Source organism: Streptomyces sp. sk2.1 (assembly GCF_008120935.1).
Taxonomy (GTDB): Bacteria; Actinomycetota; Actinomycetes; order Streptomycetales; family Streptomycetaceae; genus Streptomyces.
The window spans coordinates 442,920-465,906 of sequence record NZ_RDBO01000077.1 but is presented as its reverse complement, the minus strand read 5'-3'; the positions used below and the strand labels follow the sequence as shown (position 1 = coordinate 465,906).

General features: G+C 69.8%; 24 protein-coding genes. 7 read left to right on the top strand and 17 right to left on the bottom strand.

Annotation, left to right across the window (positions count from 1 at the left end; translation table 11 throughout):
* Positions 1-291, top strand: a 291-nt coding sequence (locus tag EAO76_RS29500; protein ID WP_399462995.1) for a carboxymuconolactone decarboxylase family protein, incomplete at its 5' end; no start/stop codon positions are given.
* Positions 292-520: 229 nt separating this feature from the next.
* Positions 521-1,093 (top strand): dihydrofolate reductase family protein, encoded by a 573-nt coding sequence (locus EAO76_RS29495; RefSeq protein ID WP_148838949.1) that lies wholly within the window; start codon positions 521-523, stop codon positions 1,091-1,093.
* A 45-nt stretch (positions 1,094-1,138) separates the two neighbouring features.
* Here the strand turns inward: EAO76_RS29495 and EAO76_RS29490 are convergent, their stop codons facing one another.
* Positions 1,139-2,146 carry a YafY family protein gene (locus EAO76_RS29490; RefSeq protein ID WP_187438831.1) on the bottom strand — a complete coding sequence of 336 codons (1,008 nt, stop codon included), beginning with the start codon at positions 2,144-2,146 and terminating at the stop codon, positions 1,139-1,141.
* A 62-nt stretch (positions 2,147-2,208) separates the two neighbouring features.
* Between EAO76_RS29490 and EAO76_RS29485 the strand changes: the two genes are divergently transcribed.
* Positions 2,209-3,693 carry an MFS transporter gene (locus tag EAO76_RS29485; RefSeq protein ID WP_148838947.1) on the top strand — a complete coding sequence of 495 codons (1,485 nt, stop codon included), beginning with the start codon at positions 2,209-2,211 and terminating at the stop codon, positions 3,691-3,693.
* A 62-nt stretch (positions 3,694-3,755) separates the two neighbouring features.
* On the opposite strand, the gene EAO76_RS29480 is transcribed toward EAO76_RS29485, so the two are convergent.
* Together EAO76_RS29480 and EAO76_RS29475 are read right to left on the bottom strand one after the other, a co-directional pair.
* The gene (locus EAO76_RS29480; protein WP_148838946.1) at positions 3,756-4,493 is read right to left on the bottom strand and encodes a DUF6193 family natural product biosynthesis protein; all 738 of its coding nucleotides are present in this window, start codon (positions 4,491-4,493) and stop codon (positions 3,756-3,758) included.
* A gap of 59 nt (positions 4,494-4,552) precedes the next feature.
* Positions 4,553-4,939: an ATP-binding protein gene (locus EAO76_RS29475; protein ID WP_148838945.1), complete on the bottom strand. Its 387-nt coding sequence runs from the start codon at positions 4,937-4,939 to the stop codon at positions 4,553-4,555.
* A gap of 455 nt (positions 4,940-5,394) precedes the next feature.
* Here EAO76_RS29475 and EAO76_RS29470 point away from each other — a divergent pair, with 455 nt between their 5' ends.
* Together EAO76_RS29470 and EAO76_RS29465 are read left to right on the top strand one after the other, a co-directional pair.
* Entirely contained in the window at positions 5,395-6,246 is an 852-nt protein-coding gene (locus EAO76_RS29470; RefSeq protein WP_148838944.1) for a helix-turn-helix transcriptional regulator, read from the top strand.
* 11 nt (positions 6,247-6,257) lie between these two features.
* Positions 6,258-6,449, top strand: a complete 192-nt coding sequence (locus tag EAO76_RS29465) for a hypothetical protein (RefSeq protein WP_148838943.1) — start codon at positions 6,258-6,260, stop codon at positions 6,447-6,449.
* A gap of 70 nt (positions 6,450-6,519) precedes the next feature.
* Here EAO76_RS29465 and EAO76_RS29460 read toward each other — a convergent pair whose 3' ends face one another.
* The 14 genes from EAO76_RS29460 to EAO76_RS29395 form a co-directional block, all read right to left on the bottom strand.
* The gene (locus EAO76_RS29460; protein WP_148840373.1) at positions 6,520-7,170 is read right to left on the bottom strand and encodes an OmpA family protein; all 651 of its coding nucleotides are present in this window, start codon (positions 7,168-7,170) and stop codon (positions 6,520-6,522) included.
* A gap of 8 nt (positions 7,171-7,178) precedes the next feature.
* A complete protein-coding gene (locus EAO76_RS29455; protein ID WP_148838942.1) occupies positions 7,179-7,796 on the bottom strand; it encodes a hypothetical protein in 618 nt (205 codons plus the stop codon).
* Between the two features lie 31 nt (positions 7,797-7,827).
* Positions 7,828-8,433, bottom strand: a complete 606-nt coding sequence (locus EAO76_RS29450; RefSeq protein WP_148838941.1) for a pilus assembly protein TadG-related protein — start codon at positions 8,431-8,433, stop codon at positions 7,828-7,830.
* Positions 8,430-8,663, bottom strand: coding sequence for a hypothetical protein (locus EAO76_RS29445; protein ID WP_148838940.1), 234 nt, complete (start codon positions 8,661-8,663; stop codon positions 8,430-8,432). The genes EAO76_RS29450 and EAO76_RS29445 overlap by 4 nt, the downstream gene beginning before the upstream one ends.
* Positions 8,664-8,908: 245 nt before the next feature.
* Positions 8,909-10,006 (bottom strand): response regulator transcription factor, encoded by a 1,098-nt coding sequence (locus tag EAO76_RS29440; RefSeq protein WP_148838939.1) that lies wholly within the window; start codon positions 10,004-10,006, stop codon positions 8,909-8,911.
* Positions 10,007-10,067: 61 nt separating this feature from the next.
* On the bottom strand, positions 10,068-11,384 hold the full coding sequence (locus EAO76_RS29435; RefSeq protein ID WP_148838938.1) for a sensor histidine kinase: 1,317 nt from the start codon (positions 11,382-11,384) through the stop codon (positions 10,068-10,070).
* A 51-nt stretch (positions 11,385-11,435) separates the two neighbouring features.
* Positions 11,436-12,323, bottom strand: coding sequence for a DUF5936 domain-containing protein (locus EAO76_RS29430; protein WP_148840372.1), 888 nt, complete (start codon positions 12,321-12,323; stop codon positions 11,436-11,438).
* Between the two features lie 14 nt (positions 12,324-12,337).
* A complete protein-coding gene (locus tag EAO76_RS29425) occupies positions 12,338-13,276 on the bottom strand; it encodes a type II secretion system F family protein (protein WP_148838937.1) in 939 nt (312 codons plus the stop codon).
* 10 nt (positions 13,277-13,286) lie between these two features.
* Positions 13,287-14,624: a CpaF family protein gene (locus EAO76_RS29420; protein ID WP_148838936.1), complete on the bottom strand. Its 1,338-nt coding sequence runs from the start codon at positions 14,622-14,624 to the stop codon at positions 13,287-13,289.
* Between the two features lie 69 nt (positions 14,625-14,693).
* Positions 14,694-15,080, bottom strand: coding sequence for a TadE/TadG family type IV pilus assembly protein (locus EAO76_RS29415; RefSeq protein WP_148838935.1), 387 nt, complete (start codon positions 15,078-15,080; stop codon positions 14,694-14,696).
* The gene (locus EAO76_RS29410) at positions 15,077-15,424 is read right to left on the bottom strand and encodes a pilus assembly protein (RefSeq protein WP_262375998.1); all 348 of its coding nucleotides are present in this window, start codon (positions 15,422-15,424) and stop codon (positions 15,077-15,079) included. Before EAO76_RS29410 ends, EAO76_RS29415 begins: the two co-directional genes overlap by 4 nt.
* A 186-nt stretch (positions 15,425-15,610) precedes the next feature.
* Positions 15,611-16,891 carry an AAA family ATPase gene (locus EAO76_RS29405; RefSeq protein ID WP_148838933.1) on the bottom strand — a complete coding sequence of 427 codons (1,281 nt, stop codon included), beginning with the start codon at positions 16,889-16,891 and terminating at the stop codon, positions 15,611-15,613.
* 7 nt (positions 16,892-16,898) lie between these two features.
* The gene (gene cpaB, locus EAO76_RS29400; protein WP_148838932.1) at positions 16,899-17,609 is read right to left on the bottom strand and encodes a Flp pilus assembly protein CpaB; all 711 of its coding nucleotides are present in this window, start codon (positions 17,607-17,609) and stop codon (positions 16,899-16,901) included.
* Between the two features lie 75 nt (positions 17,610-17,684).
* Positions 17,685-18,551, bottom strand: coding sequence for a hypothetical protein (locus EAO76_RS29395; RefSeq protein WP_148838931.1), 867 nt, complete (start codon positions 18,549-18,551; stop codon positions 17,685-17,687).
* Positions 18,552-19,244: 693 nt separating this feature from the next.
* On the opposite strand from EAO76_RS29395, the gene EAO76_RS29390 reads away from it, so the two are divergent.
* Together EAO76_RS29390 and EAO76_RS29385 are read left to right on the top strand one after the other, a co-directional pair.
* On the top strand, positions 19,245-20,981 hold the full coding sequence (locus EAO76_RS29390; protein ID WP_316248380.1) for a glycoside hydrolase family 18 protein: 1,737 nt from the start codon (positions 19,245-19,247) through the stop codon (positions 20,979-20,981).
* A gap of 232 nt (positions 20,982-21,213) precedes the next feature.
* A partial coding sequence (locus EAO76_RS29385; protein ID WP_148840370.1) for a serine/threonine-protein kinase occupies positions 21,214-22,987 on the top strand: 1,774 nt, incomplete at its 3' end.

Genomic DNA, 22,987 nt, shown 5'->3' with positions numbered 1-22,987 from the left:
GCCCACATCGGGGAGACCTCGACCCGCCTCAACCTGGTCGCCACCTGGCGCGAGGCCACGGTCTTCACCGACGCCGAGCGCGCCGCCCTGGAGGTGGCGGAACAGGGCACCCGCATCGCCGACGCGGCCGGTGGCGTCACGGACGAGGCCTGGGCGAACGCGGCCGAGCACTACGACGAGGACCAGCTCGCCGCCCTGATGTCGCTCATCGCCCTCATCAACGCCTTCAACCGGCTGAACGTCATCAACCAGCAGCCGGCCGGCGACTACAAGGTCGGCCAGTTCGGATGACCGGCCGTTCGGCCGCACGCCCCGGGGCCCGGGGCGTGCGGCCGTCCCCGCTCCCGCCCCTGCCGGAGGGGACACCGGCCGACTCCTGAACAGATGCGCGAAGTCCGATGAGTTTCCCGGCGGTCCGCAGTCATATGGGTGATGGTTGGTGCACCGCGGCCGCGAGGCGGTCCGGGCGGACACCGGCCGACCTGCCGCGAACACACCGCACGACCTCGGGAGAACCCAGATGCGCACCCTGATCAGCACCGCCTTCGTCTCGCTCGACGGCGTCGTGGAGGCCCCGGGCGGGGAGCCCGGGTACCGGAACTCGGGGTGGACCTTCAAGGACATGGAGTTCGTCCCGGAGGCGTTCGAGATCAAGGGCCGCGAGCAGGAGGAGGCCACCGCGCTGCTGCTGGGCCGGGTCAGCTACCAGGCGTTCAGCCCGGTCTGGCCGGACATGGCGGAGTTCGCCGGCTACCGGCCGATGCCGAAGTACGTCGTCTCCACCACTCTCACCGAGGAGGACCTGGTCCCCGGCTGGGGCGAGACCACGATCCTGCGCTCGCTCGACGAGATCGCCGCCCTGAAGGAGACCGAGGGCGGCCCGATCATCGTCCACGGCAGCGCCACCCTCAACCAGAACCTCTCGGACGCCGGCCTGATCGACCGTTACCACCTGCTCGTCTTCCCCCTGTTGCTCGGCGCGGGCAAGCGCCTGTTCAGCGGCACGGACAAGGACACCCAGAAGCTGCGGCTCGTCGAGCACGAGGCGTACTCCAACGGCCTGCAGAAGAACGTCCTCGACGTCGTCCGCTGACGCCGCGCCCGGCCGGAGGACAACGCCCGGGAGCATCCGGGGCATTCACGGTCCGTCGGCGGACGCTGCCACCCGTTGCAGCCGTCGGCCGATGCGGAGCAGGGCGTCGCGGAGTTCCGGTGGCCGCACCTCGCCCAGATCGGCGTCGAAGGTGACGAACAGCCCGGCGACTCCCGCCCATGACCAGCCGCCGATGGTGAGCCGGCAGCGGTACGGGTCGATGGGTTCCACGACGGATCCGCCCGGTGCCCAGCGGGCGACGACCTGTGCCGGCAGCTCCAGGTCGGCCGAACCGACGCACGGCCACGGTCCCGCGGTGTCCCCGCGGTGAGGGTTCTGGACGACGAGGCGGGTCAGGTCGTCGTGGGTGAGCGGGGCGGCGCGGAAGGCCGCCCCGGCCGGGGTGCGGGGACTGATGCGGTCGACGCGGTAGGTGTGCCACGTCCGCTGCCGGTGGTCCCGGGCGACGAGGTACCAGCGTCCGGCCCAGACGACCAGGTGGTGGGGTTCGACCTCGCGGGGCGGCCGGAAGCCGGGTTCGCCCGGGGCCGGGACGGTTCCGTCGGCGTCCCGGTAGTCGAAGCGCAGCACGCGGGCGGTGCGGATGGCGGCACCGACCGTCCGCAGGATGGCCACGTCGACGGGCGGGGCGGCGAGTTCCCAGTAGTTGCGCAGGGCCGTGAAGTCGAGGGCTTCGGTCGCGGCGCGCAGCCGGGCGGGCATCGTCCGGCGCAGGGTGGTCAATGCCCTGCCGACGGCGTCGTCGATGCCGGTGACGGTGGCCGGGGCGGTCTGCAGGGCCACGGCGATCGCGATGGCCTGGTCGTCGTCCAGGACCAGGGGCGGCAGCTTGCAGCCGGTGCCGAGGCGGTACCCGCCCCCGGGGCCCTTGACGGCCTCGACGGGGTAGTCGAGTGCGCGGAGGGTGTCGACGTCCCGGCGGAGGGTGCGTGCCGATACGTCCAGGCGGGTCGCGAGTTCGGCGCCGGACCACTCGACGCGTGCCTGGAGCAGGGAGAGGAGACGCAGGATCCGCTCGGATGTGTCGGCCACGGGACCAACCATCGCAGAGGAAGCGGACACCCCGTGGCCGCCACCGGTGCCACGGTGCGGCCATGAGCACCGACACCACATCGTCTTCCGCACCCTCACCGTCACCATCACCGTCCGGACCCGGCCACGAGCCGCCGGTCGTCGGCCGACGCGCCTCCGTGGCGCTGGTGGTGGTCCTGTTCGCATCGTTCATGGACCTGCTCGACGTCACGATCGTCGTCGTCGCCGCCCCGGACATCGCCCGTGATCTGCACGCCGACCAGGCGCAGTTGCAGTGGATGCTCGCGGCGTACACCCTGGCCCTGGGGTCGGGACTGATCACCGGTGGCAGGGTCGGTGACGACTACGGCCGCCGCAAGGTCTTCCTCGTGAGCCTGGCCTGCTTCGCGGTCGCGTCGGCGGCGTGCGCGCTGGCCACCTCCGCCGAGGCGCTGATCGCGGTGCGGGCCGTGCAGGGCCTGGCGGGCGGGTTCATGGTCCCGCAGGTGTTCGGGATCATCCGCTCCTCGTTCGGGCCGGCCACGACGGCCAGGGCGTTCGGCGCGTACGGCGCGGTCCAGGGTCTGGCGTCGGTGGCCGGGCCGCTGCTGGGCGGCCTGCTGATCGACGCGGACCTGTGGGGTCTGGGGTGGCGCACGATCTTCTGGATCAACATCCCCGTCGCCCTCGTCGCCCTCGCCCTGGGGGTCCGGACGCTGCCGGAGTCCACCGCACCCCGGCGGGCCCGCCTCGACGTGGCCGGGGCGCTGCTCTCCGCGACCGCCGTGCTGCTCGTCCTGCTGCCGTTGGTGCAGGGCCGTAACTGGGGCCGGCCCTGGTGGGGCTGGGCCCTGCTCGCCGCCGGGCTCGCCCTGCTGGTGGTCTTCGCCGCCCACGAACGGTCCCTGGCGGCGCGGGGCGGGCAGCCGGTCCTCGACCCGGCACTGCTGTCGGTCCGCTCCTTCACCGCGGGCCTGGCCGCTTCGGTGTTGTTCTTCGGAGCTCTCGCGTCGTTCTTCCTCGTCCTGTCGATCTATCTGCAGGACGGCACGGGGCGGTCGGCGTGGGGCGCAGGGCTGGTGATCCTGCCGTACGCACTCGGGTCGACGATCGCCTCCGGTGCCGGTGTCGCACTGGCCGCCAGGGCCGGAAGGGCCCTGCTCGTCACCGGCTCGCTGGTCCTCGCCGCCTCGCAGATGCTGTTGTGGCTCCTCGTGCGGGACGGCTCGGTCCCCGGCTACTGGCCCCTTGCCGCGGCGATGCTCCTCGGCGGACTCGGTCTCGGGCTGGGCGCCCCGATCCTGGTCAACGTCGTCCTGGCCGGTGTCCCGGCCCGCCACTCCGGAGCCGCCGGCGGTGTGCTGTCCACGGTGAACCAGATCGGCGGAGCGATCGGTGTCGCCGCTCTCGGCACCGTCTTCTTCGACGCCCTCGCCCCCACCGGCACCCCGGCGACGGTCTTCGGCCACGCCCTCGCCCAGGTCATGCCCTGGCAGGTCGGGGCATACCTGCTGGCCGCGGTCGCCATGCTCGCCCTGCCCAGGACCACCACCGCCCACCGGCCCTGACGCCCACCACCCACATCACCTGGTGAAGGGACCGCGGCCCTTGGAGAGCCGCGGCCCCGGAGTCATCCGCCGAGTGCGACCGGGCCGAGGGCGGACGGCAGTCGGCTCACGGCCAGCGCGACGGCCTCGTGCGGCGTGGTGAATCGGCCGAGATCCTGGCTGATGAACCCTCTGCCGACCCCGTACGTGCCGTCTCCGTTCGCGGTCAGACATGGTCCGACGATGGTCAGGTGCGGGCGGGTGGTGCTCGAGAAACGCAACACCCAATGGCTCGTGAACGGATACAGGGCGCGCAGGGCCGGCTCGGCGTACGCCACCTCGACCAGAGTCCGGTACCCCTCCTGCCAGGCACCCCGTTCCATCTCGTCGGCCTCCTGGCGCATGCTCCGCCACTCGGACTCCGTCAGGCGCGCGGGGTCGTGGTCGAGTACCTCGAACCGGCCGGTCAGGTGCACGAAGGGGGCCGCCCGGTGGATGTCCTCCAGGGACGCCCCGTCGTGCCACGCCCGGGCCGCCCCGGCGACCTGCGCCAGGTCGTCCGCCCTGCCGTCGATCAGGGCCATGCCCTGGAACGGTTCCTCGCCACGGATCGACCACCGCCGTTCGTGCGCCCATGCGCTGATCTGTAGCGGCGCACGGTGCGGCAGGGTACTCGCGACGGTCGCGTGGAGCAGTGGATAGGAGTCGGGGGACGTGACGGGCACGGCGCCGAGGCAGGACTCGGTCCGGAGCGCTGCGGCGAGGCTGCCGCAGGCCGCGACGTCGGGGTACAGGACAGCGGGATCAGGTGGAGTGGGCACGGCTCCCAATTGTGCCCGAACCACCGATCTCCGAGGCGGCCCCGGCCTCTCCCGGATCGCTAACGGGGCAGCTGCACCCACGACTTGGTACCGCCCCACGGCGGCTTCGCCTCACCCGTACCCCACTCCCCGCCCCAGTCGTCCACGACGGCCGCCAGCAGCCAGAGCGCCCGGCGCCGCCGCGTCTCGCAGAGCGTGGCGACGTCGGGCCGGTCGTGCCGCGGATGCTGGTCCCAGACCAGCATCCGGACCGCGTCGTCCCGGTGGCGCAGGGACACGTAGAGCTCCTTCCCCGGACTGTTCCGGACGCCGACGGCGACCAGCTCGTCCACGACATGCGTCGCGGGCCAGACGTACCGCGCAAGCCCGTGCGCCTCCAGCGCGGCGGCCACCGCCGTACGCCCGATGAACGGACTGCGGGCATCACCCGGCAGCGTGAAACTCATCCAGAACCCGTGTCGGGAGGCCCCTTCCTCCGGGCGCGGACGAGAACGGAGGTGCGGCCGTGAAGCGGACCGCGGGTACAAACCCGGCGCTCCTGCCCCTGTGGCGGCCGGGCAGAGCGAGGTGATCGAAACCGAGCGCATGACTGACTCCCCTGGTACGGGTGGCGAGTTGGCGTTGTCTCTTTTCGCGTGGGCGCGCACGAGTGGCTCACGTTGTTGTGTTGTGGACGAGCAGTGGCCTGTCTCCCTGACGCGGCCCCCCTCCCAGGACAGGAGGCTGCGGGCAGGACCGCGCGATGCACTTCCGACTCGTCGGCACTGTGTGAGCGGTGCGCCACTCAACGTAGCGTAGTAAGGGTAAAATTACCCCTGCCATCAGGGAAATGAACCCTTTCGTGACAGCGGGGCGCGCGCGGGCGGCAGACTGCCGGTTACCGCATGCGGAAAGGAACGGCATGGCAGCAAGGACGTCCCCTACCGAACGTCAGAAGCGACTCGGCGCCGAACTGCGGAGAATGCGCACGTCAGCGGATGTGTCCGCCGAGTTCGCGGCCGGGCTGCTCGGCCTGGATCGGGGCAAGATCTCGAACATCGAGGCCGGCACACGCCCCATCAGCTCGGACCGTCTGCGCACACTGGCCTGCAACTGTGCCTGCACCGACGAGGCATACGTTGACGCGCTGGTCGAGATGGCCCAGTCGGGCAAACGCGGCTGGTGGGAGAGATACAAGGGGCTGCTCCCTCAAGGGATGCTCGACATTGCCGAGTTGGAGATGCATGCCCTACGCATGCGCGCCGCATACTCCATGCACATTCCCGGCCTCCTCCAGACCTCGGACCACGCCCTGGCCCTCTTCCGCGTGGTGATCCCCCAGCTGCCGGAACGTGAGGTCGCACTCCGTCTGGCCCATCGTGTGGAACGCCAGGAGGTCCTGGACGGGAGCACCCCGCCCTCGTACACGGGCATCGTTCACGAAGCCGCGCTCCGCATGCAGTTCGGTGGCCGAGCAGTGGCACGCGCACAGCTCGCCCACCTGTTGGAGAAGTCCGAGCAGACGAACATCACGCTGCTGGTCATCCCCTTCGAAGCAGGCGCCTTCCCCGGCGCCGGGCAGACCGTTCTGTACGCGGAAGGCCCCGTCCCTCAGCTCGACACCGTGCAGATCGACAACTCCCACGGCCCCCTGTTCGTTCATTCCGAGGCCCAGCTGGCCAAGTACCGGGCCCACTTGGACTGGATGGAGAACATTGCGCTGTCGCCGGACACGTCACGGGACTTCATCCACAACATCGCACGCCAACTCTGAGGAGATGACAGATGCCGGACGTCAACTGGGAAGAAGCATTCTGCGGCGAAGGGAACTCCTGCTACCGGATAGGGACCGACGACCGGGGCAACAGCTACATCGCCGTCAGTGGCACGGAGGAGCACTTCCTCACCGACAGCCGCGAAGCACTCCAGCAGCTGATCCGCGACATCAAGGCCGGCAAGGCCGACCACCTGCTGTAGATGCAGCAGAGCAGGGGCCCGGCGCCGCGATGTGCTCGCGGTGCCGGGCCCCTGCTGGTGGCGCGGTTCCTCAGGAAGTCGTGCTGCGCGGGAAGGAGACCTCCACGCGCCGGTTCTTCTTCCGGCCCTCTTCCGTGCTGTTGTTGGCGATCGGGTACTGCTCGCCGTAACCACGGATCTCGAAGCTGATGCCCGACCCCAGTTCCTTGACCAGCACCCCGTGCACGGCGTTGGCGCGCTGCTTGGACAGCACGTCGCCGTGGGCCGACGAGCCGAGGTTGTCGGTGAAACCGAAGACGCGCACCTTGGTGGCGTTCTGCTTCTTGATCTCGGCTGCGATGGCCGCGATGCGGGAGTTGGCCGCGGGGCTCAGCTTGGCGCTGTCCTTGCCGAAGAGAACCTCGGCCTGGAGCGCGAACTTGATGTTCGCGTTGCTGTCCTCACGACGCTCCTCACCACCCATGTCCTCGACGACCTGGACGATGTCGAGAACCTTGGCGGGGGCGAGCGTGCCGCCCTCGGGCATCTTCAGGTCAGGGTCGTTGGGGTCGACCTGCACCGGCGGTACCGATGCCGCCTCCGTTCCGGGCGGCACGGAGGGACCGTCGTCGGCAACGGCGTTGGATGCGCCGAGGACGCCGAAGCTCGCCACCAACAACGCGGTCGCGACGACATGGCTCGCCAGGTGCGGCGGCCTACGACGAGTACGGTTGTGGTTCACGTCCGCCCTCACCCGGAGATCTTGAGCGAGGCGGTGGCGAAGGTCGGCAGTGTGAAGTCGACCTCGGTGGTGGTCGCCGGAGGCGCCGGGAACTGCATGAAGACAGAAACGGACTTTCCTGGCTGAATGGCTGTCAACCCGGTAGTGCAGAGGCACCGTCCGTCCGTGTCACGGAGAATGTAGTAGCGCTTTTTGCCGACCTTGTCGACGAGTGTCGCACCTGCTACGGAGTTCGGGTTCTTGGCCACGATGCCGCTCTCGTTGCCCGTCCACTGGCCGCCGTTGCGGATGCCGTCCCCGTTGTTCGTGATCACGCCGCTGACAGTGACGAACCCGCCGCTGTCACGCTTCACCTCGTTGACGACAAGAACCAGCCCCTCGCGCCCATTGACCTGCGCGAGTTTTACATTCGGGTCCACGCCTTCGTCGGCGGCCGTGTCCTCCTGCTTCGCGTCCTTGTCCCCTTCCGGGGACTTGGACGGAGCAGAGGAAGGCGACGACCCACCTTCGTTGGCCTTTCCGCCACCGTCGTCAGTGCCGCAGCCAACGACAGCCAGAGCCATCGCCGCCGCCAGCGAGACGGCTGCCACAGCCCTTCGGGACCTGGTGGAGCGCCGAATGCTCATGGGTTCTGATTCCTTTACTCGTCGTTCGCCATCAATTGTCGACCAGGTGCACGTCGTAGAGGATCCTGCTCACCGTGGGCCAAGGCGGAGGAGCGGCCGGCGCGATCTCGAGGAAGTCCTTGCCGCACTTGAAGAAGAACATGTCCTTGGTGCCGTCGTTGTTGTAGTCGACCGACGTCCAACTGCACCGGAACTTGACGACGGCGGTGGCCTTGGCCTCCGCCCTTTTCTCCTCCGAGCCGGGAATCACCGATGAGTCCACCGGCTTGTTCCCTCGAACCTTCACCGTGATCCGGTCTTCGTAGCTACCCATGGGCGGCGGTGTGCAGCTCAGGAGCTCTGCCTGGTTCGCCGAAGCGAGCCCCGGCGCTGCGGAGCAGCCGCCCACCGTGTGAGTACGAAGGTAGACATCGAGCATGTCCTGAGGGAGCGAGGCGTAGAATCCGCTCCCGAACTCATCGCGGGCCTGGCGTGCCGCAGCCAGAGCTGCCGCGTCCGCCGCCCCCTGGGCACTGTTGCGCAAGGCTGCTGCCTTGCCGACGGCAAAGAATGCGAACACGAGGAAGAGCAGGCCCGCCACCATCACTACATAGATGGGGAAGGCCTGCCCTGCGTCTCGGCGAAGTCGCCCGATCACGAGCCCGCGGTGATGGAGTCCACCAGGCCGGAGATCCGGCTCGAGATCGCGCCACCGATACCCGTGGCCATGATCGCACCGATGATCGCCACGACCACCAGGATGATGCCCAGGTACTCGAACGCCGTCTGGCCGCGGTCCTTGGCCTCGTAGCGCTTCTGGATGGCGCTGACGGCGGTGTTGGCCCAGCCGTTGACGCGAACGGCGGTCTTCAGGGTGATGTTCGACATGGTGTTCCCCTCCGGGTTCGGCCGACCGGTAGTCGGCCGACTCGCAAGTTTCCTGGGTGTCGCCCGCGGTACCGGCTTCCTCCTGGCCGGTGCCGCTGGCGACATGAGAAACATACGGCGGCGCGCCCCGCTCGCCGGAGGGTCCCAGGGCCCATTCCCGGGCCCAAAGCGTCAGTTGGGTCTGCGGGATCGGCGCACCGCGCCAGGACCCACGTCCCGTCGTACTCCCGTTCGCACTCCCGCGCTCAGCCACGGTGACCACCGGCCTCGCGCGCTCCCCGCCCCGCGGAGGGGGCCGTGCCGAGCCAGCGGGCGATGGCCTCGCTGCGGCTCGTGCTGTGCAACTTGGTGAAGATGCGGTTGATGTGGTTCTTGACCGTCTTCTCGCTGATGAAACAGGTGGCGGCGATCTGCTGATTGCTCATGCCGGACGCGATCAGCTCCATGACCTCCACCTCCCGTGAACTCAGCCCGTACTGCTGCCTGTTGAGCGCTGCACCCGGTTCCCCGGCCATGGAAGACTGTGCCACAACTGGTTGCAGATGCGAAAGACCTTGCGGTGTTCGAACGGGTCGCGGCGCAGGTGGAGCCGGTTCGGGTGTGGGTGCGTGTGCAGGCGCACCGTGTTGCTGAACGGAACTCGGGGCGTGGCCGTCGTACCCGGGCCCCTGGTAGGGAACGCCGGTGGTCAGCGCCGTTCCGAGCCCTTCGGGGAGCGGTCGTGACTGCGGCGTCGGGCCCTGGCGCATGTGGGCGAGGAGGGCGTTGGCCGCGGTGGCGGTGAAGTGGGCGCGGCCGTCCTTGGTGTCGCGCACGGCCTGCACCAGTTGGTCGGCCGTGAACTCGCCGTGGACCAGATAGCCGCCGGCGCCCAGGCGCAGCGCCTCGTGGACGATCTCGTTCTCGCGGCTGTAGGTCAGCATCATCACGGGTGCGACCTGCACGAGGTGAGGCAGTGCGGAGATGCCGTCGACACCGGGCATCCGGACGTCGAGCAGGACGACGTCCGGGCGGTGCAGGACGGCCATGTCGTAGGCCTGGCGGCCGTCCGTGGCCTCCGCGACGACTTCGATGTCCTCGCGGCCGGAGAGCAGGACGCCGAGGCCGGCCCGGACCACGGGGTTGTCGTCGGCGACGACGACCCGCAGGACGCCGGCCACCGGTCGGTTCAGCGCCGCCGGGAAGGGGGACAGGGGCTCGGATGCCGCGGACTGCTGGGAAACGGGGAAGGCGTGGGAACCGGGTTCCGAGTCGAGCGGGGTGACGTGCGAGGACGTGTGCTGGGACGCGTGGTTCTGCGCGGCCCGGTGCTGGCCCGACGCGCGGGAGATGTCGTCCGGCATCTGCGACCTCCTCTCAAGGGTCTATGGGGGGTGAGGGTGGAGTACGGAAGGTTCGTGCGATTCATGCGGGTTGCTCCGCGCCGGGGGCGGCGGTCAGAGCGACGATCGGGAGTTCCAGGCGCACCTCGGTGCCCTTGGCCGCCTGTCCCTTCCCGATCCGGATGCGGGCGCCGATGGACGCGGCGCGTTCGACCATGCCGACCAGGCCGAAGTGTCCGGCGTGCCGGAGGTCGTCGAGCGTCGTGCCCGGTGGCAGGCCGCGCCCGTCGTCGTACACGCTGACGCGCAGGACGTCGCCCTTCACACCTGCGAGCACGACGAGGTAGGTGGGTTGTGCGTGGCGGTGGGCGTTCTCCATCGCCTCGGAGGCGATGGTGAGCAGTTGACGGGCGACGACCTGGGGGACGTGCGGTATCGGTGCGTCGTTGAGGAGCCGGAAGGTGGCGGTGAGCCCGTGCCGCCGGGTGAAGTCCTCGGCACGGGCCCTCAGTTCGCGTACGACGTCCACGCCGCCGTCGAGACCGGACTCGCGGCGCAGGTCGGAGAGCAGTTCCCGGGACTCGGCGGCGGCCCGGCGGGCGGAGCGGGCGACCAGTTCGGCCTGGTGCCTGACGGTGAGCGGGTCCATCCGGTCGGAGGAGGCCGCCAGGCCGTCGGCCGCCAGTGCCAGGCCGTGCAGGGTCTTGGCCACCGAGTCGTGCATCTCCCGGGCGAGACGGGTGCGTTCGCCCTCCACGGCCTCGTTGACGGCGAGGCGGGCCCTGGTCTCGGTGAGGGCCTGGCTCGCCGTCCCGAAACGCAGGAGCAGGTTGCGCAGGGTGACGCCGACGGCGCCGGCTATGCAGCAGAAGCCGGGAAGCAGGATCGCCGTGGCGTCGGCGGGCTGGAGCTTCGGGTTGGTGTTGTACACGCCGAGGACGATGATGATCTGGAGAGCGGCGAAGACCGCCGCGCCGCGCCAGCCGTAGACGAGCCCGGCCAGCAGCGGGGTGCAGACGGTGACGTACGCGAGGGTGGACTCGGGGCTGGCCGTGATCAGCAGCAGGGCGCCGAAGAAGGCGTCGATGCCCAGCAGCCAGGGGTAGCGCAGCAGGACCGGGCCGAAGCGCTCCCAGTCACGGAACAGGACGTACGACCCCATGAACGTGACGAGGATGGCCGAGCCGATCAGCCATGAGGCCAGCCCCGCCGCGGTGTGGTTGATCGCGAACGGGGTGGCTATGGCGATCATGGCGAGCCGGAAGCCGAAGACCTGGCGGCACATCGCCTGGAGCGCGTTCAGCTGGATCGCGAACGCCGGCCGTGATCCGGGATCGGCGATCGCCTGACGCACCTCGGCGTTCAGCCCGTTCTGGGCGCTGCCGAGCGGGAACGACATGAGCCTGCCACCTCCTTCCGACCGTCCTGCCCACCGTCCGCGTCGTCCACGTCATCCGCCTGCGAGGAACCCGAAGTCGATGTTGGCCCCGTAGACGAAACCGACCGTCAGCAGCACCAGCGTTCCGGGCAGCAGGAAGGTGGTGACGGCGAAGGTGGCCTTGGGGACGGCCCTGGCCGCCTTCCGGCGGGCGTTCTGGGCGTCCGTGCGCCGCATGTCGTTGGCGATCTGGATCAGCGTCTCGACGATCGGGGCACCGAGCTCCTCGCCCTGCTGGAGCGTGGTCACGAACATCGCGACCTGCTCGGAGTCGTTGCGCTTGCGCAGCTGCTCGAACGCCTCGCGGCGGCTGACGCCCATGTCCATCTGCCGCAGGGTGATGCGCAGTTCGTCGGCCCAGGGTCCCTCGTACTTCTCGGCGACCCTGGCCAGGGCCTGCCGGAAGCCGAGGCCGGCCGACACGACGACGGCGAGCACGTCGAGGAAGTCCGGAAGGGTCCGGTCGATGTGGTCGCGGCGGATGCGGACCGCGGACCAGAGGCCGACCTCGACCCAGAACAGGCCGAAGGCGACCAGCAGCAGGGCCAGGAAGATCTGGCCGCGCATGAGCATGGTGAAGGCGCCGAGCGCGCCGAGGCCGCCGTAGACGGCGCGGCGTGCCGCGTAGCGGTCGATGGTCAGACCGGCCGGGTTGCCCGCCATGTCGATCTGGCGGCGCTTCTTGTTGACGGCCTTGGGGCCCATCATCCGCAGGACCGCGGGGGCCCAGCGCATGCCGAGACGGTCGATGCCGGAACCCACCGCACTGGTGCGGGTGGAGCCGACCTCCAGCGCGATCGCGAGGTCGCCGGGAAGCTTCGCGTCACGGCGGTACATGCGGATGCCGGCGATGATGCCGTACACCGCGAGCCCCATGATGCCTGCGAGGACCAGGTCCATGTTCGCCCCGCCCATCAGACGTCGATCTTCGACATGCGGCGGATCACGATGAATCCGATCGCGTACAGGGTGATGGAGATGACCACCGCGGCCTGGCCGATGAAGGCGCCGGTCATCCGGTCGAGCGCGCCGGGCATGACCGCGTCCATCAGGAGCATGGTGCCCAGACCGAACATCGGTACGGCGTAGGCGGTGACGGTGACCTGGGAGAGCTGGGTCTTGACCTCTCGGCGGGTCTCCTTGCGCTCCTCCAGCGTCTCGGTGAGGTTGCGCAGCGAGCTGACGACCGTACCACCGGCCCGGTTGGACAGGACGAGGGTGGTGACGAGGACGACGAGTTCGCGGGAGGGCAGCCGGTCGGTCAGCTCGCTCAGCGCGTCGTCGAGGGACTCTCCGACGGCGAGGCGCCGGGATACCCGGGCCAGTTCCTCACCGGCCGGGTCCTCCATCTCGTCCGCCGCCATGCCGATCGACGTGCGCAGTGCCAGGCCGGCCTGGGTGGCGTTGGCGAGGATGCGGGCGAGTTCGGGGAGCTGGTTGATGAAGCGCTCGGTGCGCTTGGTCCGCTGCCAGTTGAGGAAGGCGTTGGTGCCCCAGAGGCCGATCAGGGCGGCGACCGGGCCGAAGAAGCTGGCCAGGAGCGACGAGGCGATCATCCAGAGCCCGGCCAGGGCGGCGAGCGCGTAGACGAAGAACTCGCCCGGGGTGAGGTCCAGGCCGGTGGCGGCCAGCTTGAGTTCGAGCTTCCGGCCCAGACCGGTCCTGCGCAGCCTGGCGTCGAAGCCCCGGAAGCGGCGGTGCCGCCCGGCCTCCGGGACGTGTCCCGTGTGCGAGAGCCGGTCCACCAGGGCGTCCCGGTCGGCCTTGCCGCCGCTGTAGGCGTGCAGGCCCACCACACCCGTGACGCCGGCCAGCAGCGTCACACCGATGGTGAGAAGAGGAAGATTCGTCATGGCGCGTTACCTAGTTGGCCTCTCGGGTGGCGAGCTGATCGGCGGATTCGGCGACTCCGAAGGCCTGCGGGACGGGCTGGCTGGCCATGTAGAGGCGTTCGGCGATCCTGCGCGGGATGGGGAGGTAGTTGAACTCGCCGTTGATCCGTCCCTCGGCGTCCATCGGCTGGGCGTCGAACTTGGCGACGGTCACGATGCGGTAGGGGTCGCGTCCGTGGGAGTCGAGGACGGCGATCTCGGTGATCTTTCGGGAACCGTCGGCGTGCCGGGTGAGCTGGACGATCACGTCGACGGCGCTGTTGATCTGGTCGTGCAGCGCCTCGAACGGGATCTTGATCTCGGACATCGAGGCGAGGGTCTGCAGACGCATGAGCGCGTCCTCGGCGTTGTTGGCGTGGACCGTGGCGAGCGAGCCGTCGTGACCGGTCGACATCGCCTGGAGCATGTCGAGCGACTCGCCGCCACGGACCTCACCGACGACGATGCGGTCGGGACGCATACGCAGGGAGTTGCGGACCAGGTCACGGATGGTGATCTGGCCCTTGCCCTCGACGTTCGCCGGCCGGGACTCCAGCCGGATGACGTGGCTCTGCTGGAGCTGGAGCTCGGCGGAGTCCTCGATGGTGACGATGCGCTCGCTGTTGGGGATGAGCCCGGAGAGCGCGTTGAGGAGCGTCGTCTTCCCGGTGCCGGTGGCCCCGGACACGATGACGTTCAGCTTCGCCTGGACGAACCCGGCCAGCAGGATCAGCATCTGGTCGTCGAGCGAGCCGACGTTGATCATCTCCTGGAGCGTGAAGGCCCTCGGGAACCGTCGGATGGTGAGCGTCGCACCGGTCAGCGACAGCGGCGGGATGATCACGTTGACACGCTCGCCACTGGGTAGACGCGCGTCGACCATGGGGTTCTGCTCGTCCACACGACGGTTGACCGTCGACACGATGCGTTCGATGGTCTGCATCAGCTGCTCGTGCGAGCTGAAACGCATGGGCAGCTGCTCGACCTTGCCGCTGCGCTCCACGAAGATCTGGTCCGGCCCGTTCACCATGATCTCGGTGATGGACGCGTCCTCCAGGAGCGGTTCCAGGATGCCGAGGCCGAGGGCCTCGTCCACGACCCGGCGGATCAGCTGGGTGCGCTCGACCGTCGAGAGAACCGGCCCCTCGCGGCTGATGATGTGGCTGAGCACACGCTCCAGCCGGGCCCGCCGGTCCGCGGCGGCGAGCGAGGACATCTCCGCCAGGTCGATCTCTTCGAGCAGCTTGGCGCGGTAGGTGGCCACCATGTGGCTGTCCTCCCGCGCCCCGCCGTTCTTCTCGGGGGCGCTCATGCGTGCCCGCAGGCTCATTGCGTAACTCCTCGTTCCGACTTGCTTGTTGAGCCGCTGGAGAGATCGTGGAGCGGCGTGCCGCGGGCGTCAGGTGCGGGGCATCGTGGAGCTGCGCTCGGCGGTGCTCCAGATGTTGACGCCCGGAAGGATGTCGGGCACCTTGACGCGGGTCGTGCAGGTGACCTCTTGGCCGGAACCACTGGTGCGGATGCGGGCCCGCTTGGCGGTCCAGTCGCTCATCGCGTCCTTGCCCGCCTCGACGTCGCAGCCGCCTCCGAGCGACATGCTGGCCGAACGTGCCGCCGCGCGGGCCCCCGTGCCCGCCTGGTTGGCTGCGTACGCGGCGAGGCCCGCCTGGATCGCGAGGAGGCCGCACAGGAGCATCAGGGGGATGAAGCCCAGGTACTCGATGGCGACCTGGCCGCGGTCGCGGCGGGTGGCCGTGGCGCCGGAGTCGGGAGTGTGGTTGCTCATCGTCGGTCCGCCTCCACCGGGAATGCGCCGTTGCCCTTGACCTGGAACGGCCAGTTGAGTACGCCGGGCACCAGGATCGGCACCTGGAGCTTGACCTCGGCCTTGTACATGCCGCTCGAGGTACGGCACCTGGGGTTCTTCATCTCGTCCTCCCAGGCATCCGGCAGGTTCTCCTCAGCCGCCTTCCGGCACGCCTGCCCGCGCATGCTCTGCGCGATGGCTCCCGCGTGCGCCGCCTTGTCCGCGGAGTTCCCCGCCAGGGAGAACGTGTAGCCGATCAGCGCGCACTGCCAGAGCGCGATCATCAGCAGGATGATCAGCGGTGTGACGCCCAGGAACTCGATCGCGGTCTGGCCCCGGTCGCGCCCGCGGCCGGACAGACGACCGCGTGCCCGGCCGAACAGGCCACCGCCTATCGAACCTCGCGCGGTATCTCGTTCCGGACCCCGTGCCGGGGAAGGGTCACCGTGCTGCCTTCCCCGTATCTCCGTGTCTCTCGTCTCGGTGATTGCCATTGGTCAACTTGCCCCCTAGGTCGTCGCCCGGTTCCGGGAGTCGCTGTCGCGCCGGCGCCCGATCGAGCCCCGGTCGTTCTTGAACTTCGCGTTGCTCTTCGCGCCGTTCTTTTCCGCCTTCTCAGGAACCTTGACGATGCCCAGCTCTCCCGCAAGGGCCCAGAGGGCCTGTTTGACCGTGCTCTTGGAATCGAGTTCGTGCAGCCGTCCCGCGTCGACGACGCTCTGGAGTTCCTTGAAGTTCGCGGGGACGGCCGTGTCGGCCGTCCTGGTTCCGGTGATCTTCTCGATCAGCTGCGGCTGGATCTCGGTGTTGCGGATGAAGCGGTTGACGAGGGTGACCGTCTCCTCCGCCTTGCGGATCTGGAGCCGGTCCCACATCCGTACGACCCGCTTGGCGCCGCGCACCGCGATCACGTCGGGGGTGGTGACCAGCAGCGAGGTGTCCGCCATCTCGATGGCCGCCGCGTTGGCGCCGTTCAGCTGGCTCCCGCAGTCGATCACCACGACCTCGTTGCGCGAGCGCAGGGCGCTGACGATCTGCCGGGCCGAGCGGTCGGTGACCTCCTCGGCGCTCTCCCCCTCGCTGGGGGCGAGCAGCAGCGACAGGCCGGTGTCGTGGCTGAACACGGCGTCGGCCAGGACGCGCGGCGAGATGTCGGTGATCGTCGACAGGTCGACGATCGAACGCCGGAACTGCACGTCGAGGTACGAGCCGATGTCACCGGCCTGGAGGTCCATGTCGACCAGGGCGACGGTGCGCCCGGACGCCTGGGCCGCCAGGGCCAGCTGCACGGCGGTGATGGTGGCGCCCACGCCGCCCTTGGCGCCGCTGACGGTGATGACCGTACCGCCGGGTCCGGTGAAGACGTCGTTGCCGCTGGACAGGTGGCGGCGCACCCCGACGGACCATTGGGCCGCGGATTGAACCCTGTTGGCCAGTTCTTCGTAACTGAGGGGGAGGGTGACGACGCCTCGTGCGCCCGACTCCATCGCGGACGAGAACAGACCGGGGGTGACATCGGCGGTGATCAGCACGACCCCGATGGCGGGGAAGCGGAGGGAGACCTCCCGGATCAGTTCCAGGGCCGGCACCGGCCCGATCCGCTCGTGGACCAGGACGACCTCGGGCAGATCGTCGAGCGATTCGCCGGCGAGCCGGGCGAGGGTGTCGATGAGCTGCGTCGAGTCACTGACCGGGGCGGCCGGCTCCGCTTCGGGGAGCTGGCTGAGCAGGGTGCTGACGGATCTGGCCGCGTCGACGTCACCGACGGCCGGGAGGATCCTCGTGGTCATTCGATCCTCACTTGTCCTTGTCGAGCGTGTAGGTGCGGTCGCCCGGACGGATGGTGCTGTCGCTGCCGGAGGCCAGGAGCGCGAGGCGCACGTGCTCCGCGAAGGACTCGGCGTAGGCGATGCGCTGGGTGTCGAGCGTGTTGAGCGCGAAGGTGATCGGGACGGCCTCGGTGCCCATGTTGGACTTGGTGCCGTCGGTGCGGGGCTCCAGGGCGGTCAGCTTGCCGACGTCCAGCACCTTGGCGTTGGAGACGATGACCTTCGACTGGGAGGGGTCGCCGTCGCGCTCACCGGCGAAGGTGGCGTAGATGTTGACGGTGGCGCCGGGGGTGATCTTGCCCGCGACACCGGTCGCGGCGTCGATCATGATGGCGATCTCCTGCTCCCCGGGCTGCAGTTCGGGGCGCCGCTGCATCATGTCGGACTGGAGCAGCGAGCCCTTGCGCAGCTGGGTGACGGCGATCTTGCCGTTGACCTCGGAGAGGTCCGTCACCGCGTTGGTGGACAGCCAGCGCTTGGGCATCGAGATCTTCTCGAACTGCCCGGCGGACAGAGCGGTGTAGGGGGCCACGTCGGACTTCAGCTGGTAGGCCGAGACCTCCGGCCCGACCTTGGAGTTGACATCGCTGATGACCGAGAGCACGCCGGCGAAGGCGCCGAAGGCGCACAGAACCGACAAGAGCAGGAGTATCACGCCGCGGCGCTGACGGGAGTTCATGGGCCGGACAACCTCGTTCGATTCGGATGCTGGGGGCAGCGGACGGAAAGGCGTCTACGGAGGAAAGCGGAAGCGCTAGGACTGCGGTGGTGCGAGCGCTCCATGGCTGAGGACACCGGCTGGGTGCGTTCGGTTCTCGGCCGCGGGAAGCGGGGAGGAGCAGAACCCGCAGCGGTCACCGATGAGTTCCATCCCGCACCAGTGACAGTTCTCCCGGCGTACGGAGGAGACCAGCTGGTACAGGACGGAGAGGTCTGGCAGGTAGGCGGCGAATTCCACCAGTTTCCCGGTTCCCCACCAGGCGGGGGAAGCGGAGGGGAGCGTGGCCTCGTGGACGGACTGGACCTTCCACGCGGGCGCGAGGGTCTCCTTCACCCACTCGGACTGCGACTGCCCCTTGGCGGTCATCAGATGAGTGGCGAACTCGGGGCCGGTCGGGGGTTCCGCCTTCGGACCGACCTTGACGAGCTGTGGTTCGGGCGCCGCGACCACGGCGAACTGGGAGCCGGGCACCCAGGACTGGGCGTGCGTCCTGAGGTCGACCGGGACCCGGTCGAACTTGGCGACCGAGTGCAGCAGGGCGCCCGCGTGGATGTAGTGCGTCAGCAGCCGGGCGGCGGAGGCGACCACTCCCGGGCTGAAGTCGCAGATGGACAGCTGGCGCAGCTGTCGTACGAGCACGGCCACGCCCAGCGGCGGCAGGTCCACCTTCACCAGGGCGATGCGATCGCTCTCCAGGACCGCACGGACGGAGTAGAGCCGACGTTCGTGGGCGGACGAGATACCGGCCGGATAGACGGCGACGACATAGCCGTGCTGTTCGAGCAGCACGTGCATGTCGCCGATGGCCATGTCCAGGGCCTGGGCGTCCGGAGCCTGCAGCAGGGCGGCTGTCGGCGTCTGCTGATCGGTCGGAGGTAGTACCAGGTCAGCACTGGTCACTGCTATTGCGGTCGGCACGCTGTTCCCCGTTTCGGCTCCGACCGACGCCGGTCATGACGTCGGTCGCAATCGCTCCTGCTCCGCGGTTCTGCCTCAGCACTTTATCCACGTCTTACCTGGCAGAGAACACTTTTCGGAGGCCAGTCCGACAACGTGTACGAGGCGCCCGCGTAACGCCGCGGTGCTAAATCGGATCAAATCGAAAATCGTCAACTTCTGTACAACTGCGGAGGGTTACCGATACACCTTCCGGTTACCCGGCTCGGAAATTCATCGCCGCACGTCAGAGCGGTGAAGGGGGATTCAGTACCCCCTCCGATGAGGGGTGGTTCGTCACTGTCCGGACACCCCCGACGCTTCACCCGCATGAGGTTGCGAGGCTGCAACAAAACGTCAATCCACAGGTTGGAACGGGCCGCTCCAGGACACCTCCGGGGGTATTCGCGGGCTTCCGGCGGGCCTGTTCCGAAGGGCCGAACAGACCCGCCCGCCGCGGCGCCCATTGCCAGAGGTCTTGACAACTCGATTGGTCTGGACCAGTTTTGTCGGCCAGCGGTGGCCACCGTTCATCTACTCCGTCTCCCCTTCATCTGCCCGTCACCTCCCGGACGTTCCGAAGTGCCGCCGGTCCACCCCGCCGGCCCATCCCCAGGTACCCCGGCAGGCATCCCCGACTCCCCACGGAGGCAGCAAGTGGAACCTTCCCCCGTCAACGGACGCAGAATCRGCAGGCGTTACCGCCGCCCGCTCGTCGGCGTCGCGACGGCCGTCCTCGCGGCCGGTGCGCTGACCGCCACGGGCATGGCGGMCAGCGCCGAGGCCGCCGACGTCAACGTCGCCAGGAACGCGGGCTTCGAGTCCGGGCTCGCCAACTGGTCCTGCACCGGCGGCACCGCCACCACCGTCTCCTCCCCGGTGCACGGCGGCACCGCCGCGCTCCAGGCCACCCCGACCGGCCAGGGCACCGCCCGGTGCACCCAGACCGTGTCCGTGAAGCCCGACTCGACGTACACGCTCAGCTCCTGGGTGCAGGGCGGTTACGCGTACCTCGGTGCGAGCGGCACCGGAACCACCGACGTGTCCACCTGGTCCCCCGGCTCCGGCAGTTGGACCCAGCTCACCACCAGCTTCCGGACCGGCCCGAACACCACCTCGGTCGACGTCTACACGCACGGCTGGTACGGCCAGGCCGCCTATCTGGTGGACGACGTGTCCGTCAGCGGCCCGGACGGCGGTGGCGGCACCGACCCCGATCCCGAGATCCCCGCCCCGCCCGCCGGTCTCGCCGTCGGCACGACCACGTCCTCCTCCGTCGCCCTGTCCTGGAACGCGGTGCCCGGCGCGGCCAACTACACCGTCTACCGCAACGGCACGAAGGCGACCACGGCCACCGGGACCTCGGCGACGGTCACGGGGCTGGCCGCCGACACCGAGTACCAGTTCTCGGTGACCGCCACCAACGCGGCCGGCGAGTCCGCCAAGTCCGCCGCGGTCGGCGCCCGCACCGCCAAGGAGGGCGGCGGCGAGCCCGGCCCCGGACCCTCGGTGCCCAAGCACGCGGTGACCGGCTACTGGCAGAACTTCAACAACGGCGCGACGGTGCAGAAGCTCAGCGACGTGCCCGCGAACTACGACATCATCGCGGTCTCCTTCGCCGACGCCACGAACACCCCGGGCGCCGTCACCTTCAACCTGGACACCGCCGGGCTGAACGGCTACACCGTCGACCAGTTCAAGGCCGACATCAAGGCGAAGCAGGCGGCCGGGAAGAACGTCATCATCTCGGTCGGCGGCGAGAAGGGCACCGTCTCCGTCAACAGCGACGCCTCGGCGACCAACTTCGCCAACTCGCTCCACTCGCTGATCCAGGAGTACGGCTTCAACGGCGTCGACATCGACCTGGAGAACGGCCTCAACTCCACGTACATGACGAAGGCGCTGCGCTCCCTGTCGCAGAAGGTGGGCTCCGGCCTCGTCATCACCATGGCCCCGCAGACCATCGACATGCAGTCGACCGCGGGCGAGTACTTCAAGACGGCGCTCAACATCAAGGACATCCTGACCGTCGTCAACATGCAGTACTACAACAGCGGCGCGATGCTCGGCTGCGACGGCAAGGTCTACTCGCAGGGCTCGGTGGACTTCCTCACCGCGCTGGCCTGCATCCAGCTGGAGGGCGGCCTCGCCCCGTCGCAGGTCGGCCTCGGCGTCCCCGCCTCGCCGAGCGCCGCGGGCGGCGGCTACGTCGCCCCGTCGGTGGTGAACGCGGCCCTGGACTGCCTGGCCTCCGGCACCAACTGCGGTTCCTTCAAGCCCTCGAAGACGTACCCGGACATCCGCGGTGCGATGACCTGGTCGACCGCCTGGGACGCCAAGTCGGGCAACGCCTGGTCGAACGCGGTGGGCCCGCACGTGCACGGCCTGCCGTAACCACGGACCGGCACATCCATGACCAGCAGCGCCGCCGCTCCCCCGGCGGCGCTGCTGCGTGTCGCGGGGGCGTCGCCGCGTGTCGCGGGGGCGCGGGGCTGCGGACCGGTCCGGGGCCGGGCATGTCGCGGACCGGCAACGGAGTGCCCGGGACCTCCCGCTTTCCATGGCCGTTCGGGCACGCTCGTGGCACCGTTGTGGGGCGCGATGGCGGTGCGACGGGGGGAATGACATGGCCGCGGCACGGGTGCGGGCACTGGACACGGACGACCCGGTGTTTCTCGGGCCGTACCGGCTGATCGGACGGCTGGCGTCCGGCGGCATGGGACGGATCTATCTGGCCCGCGACGACGGGCGCGGCGGCCGGGGGCTCGTCGCCGTGAAGACGCTGTTGGCGGAGGGGCGGGTCAGCGACGTCGACCGGCGGCGCTTCGCCCGCGAGGTGAAGCTCGCCCAGCGGATCGACAGCACGTACACGGCACGCGTACGGGACTCCGACCCGGACGCCGAACGGCCCTGGATGGCCATCGACTACATCGCCGCCCCCTCCCTCGCCGAACTCACCCGCACCTGCGGGGTACTGCCCGCTTCGGCGGTGCGGTGGATCGCCGCCGGAACGGCCGAGGCACTGGTCACCCTGCACCGCGAGGGCATCGTCCACCGCGACGTGAAACCGCAGAACGTACTGCTCCCGCTCGACGGCCCCCGGGTCATCGACTTCGGCATCTCGCACGCCAGCGACCTCACGCTCACCGGACTCACCCTCGGCACCATCGCCTTCACCTCGCCCGAACAGGCCCGCGGCGAGGAATCGACGACCGCGTCCGACGTGTACTCACTGGGCGCGACACTGTTCCTGCTCGCCACCGGACGCCCGCCCTACAGCACGGACGGCGACACCCTGCGCCTGCTCGCCCGCGTCCAACGCGGCGAACTCGACCTCGACGGACTGCCCAAGGAACTCATACCGACCATCCGCCCCTGCCTCGCCACCGACCCCGCCGAACGCCCCGCACCCGCCCAACTGCTCGCCCGGTTCCGCAAGGGCCAGGCCGGGCTGCCCGCGGCCCGCGGCGGCAACCGCTGGCTGCCGCCGCGCTGGACGGGACTGATCGGGGAGTACGCGGCCCAGGGCGAGGAGCTCGCGAGCACGCGCCCCGCGGGCCCGGCGGCTCCGGCCGCCGGCGACCGCACGGCCGTGGCGCCGCCGCCCCGCCCGACGCTGGTCTACCCGGAGGCGCGCAGGGCCCGTGCCGCCCGCGACCGCGCCCGCCGCGAGAACGCCCGCACCCGCCAGGAGCTCGCGGCGCTCGCGGAGTTGGCGGAGCGGCAGCGGGCCGAACGGGCCGAGCAGGAGCGGGCGGAGCGCGAACGTGCCGAGGCCGCGCGCCGGGAGGCCCGGCAGCGGGAGGAACAGCGGGCCGAGCGGGAGGCGCGGGCCGAACGGGCGGCACGCGTCGAACGGGAAGCGCGCGCGGAACGGGAGCGCGCCGAGGCCGCCCGCCAGGAAGCCGCGCGGGCCGCGCAGGCCGAACGGGCGGCACGCGCGGAACGGGCAGCGCGGGCCGAGCGGGAAGCGCGGGCCGAGCGGGAGCGGGTCGCGGCCGTACGGGCGCGCCGTGCCGCCGCGTCGAGCCCGGCCACCCGCTCGCCGTCTCCGTCGCCGTCCCGGCCGGCCGGGTCCACGAACAGCTCCGGGGGCTGGAAGTGGCTGGTCGTTCCCGTCGTCCTCATCGGGCTCCTGTTCTGGCAGCCCTGGAACTCGACGGGGACGGACGGCGGCGGGTCAGCCTCCGACACCACCACGTCCGGCGCCCTCACCTCCGGCAGCGGCCTCGACACCCACTCCGACGATGCTCCGGCCCCTGTTCACCTGCCAGTACCAGAACTGCTCCCCGCGCCCCGCCGGGCATGTCCACTTGGTGCCCGGCGAGGGCGTCCGGTAGTACCCGGTGACTCGGAGGATCGACTGGCCGGCCCGGGGGACGGTCGACGAATCGCAGGCC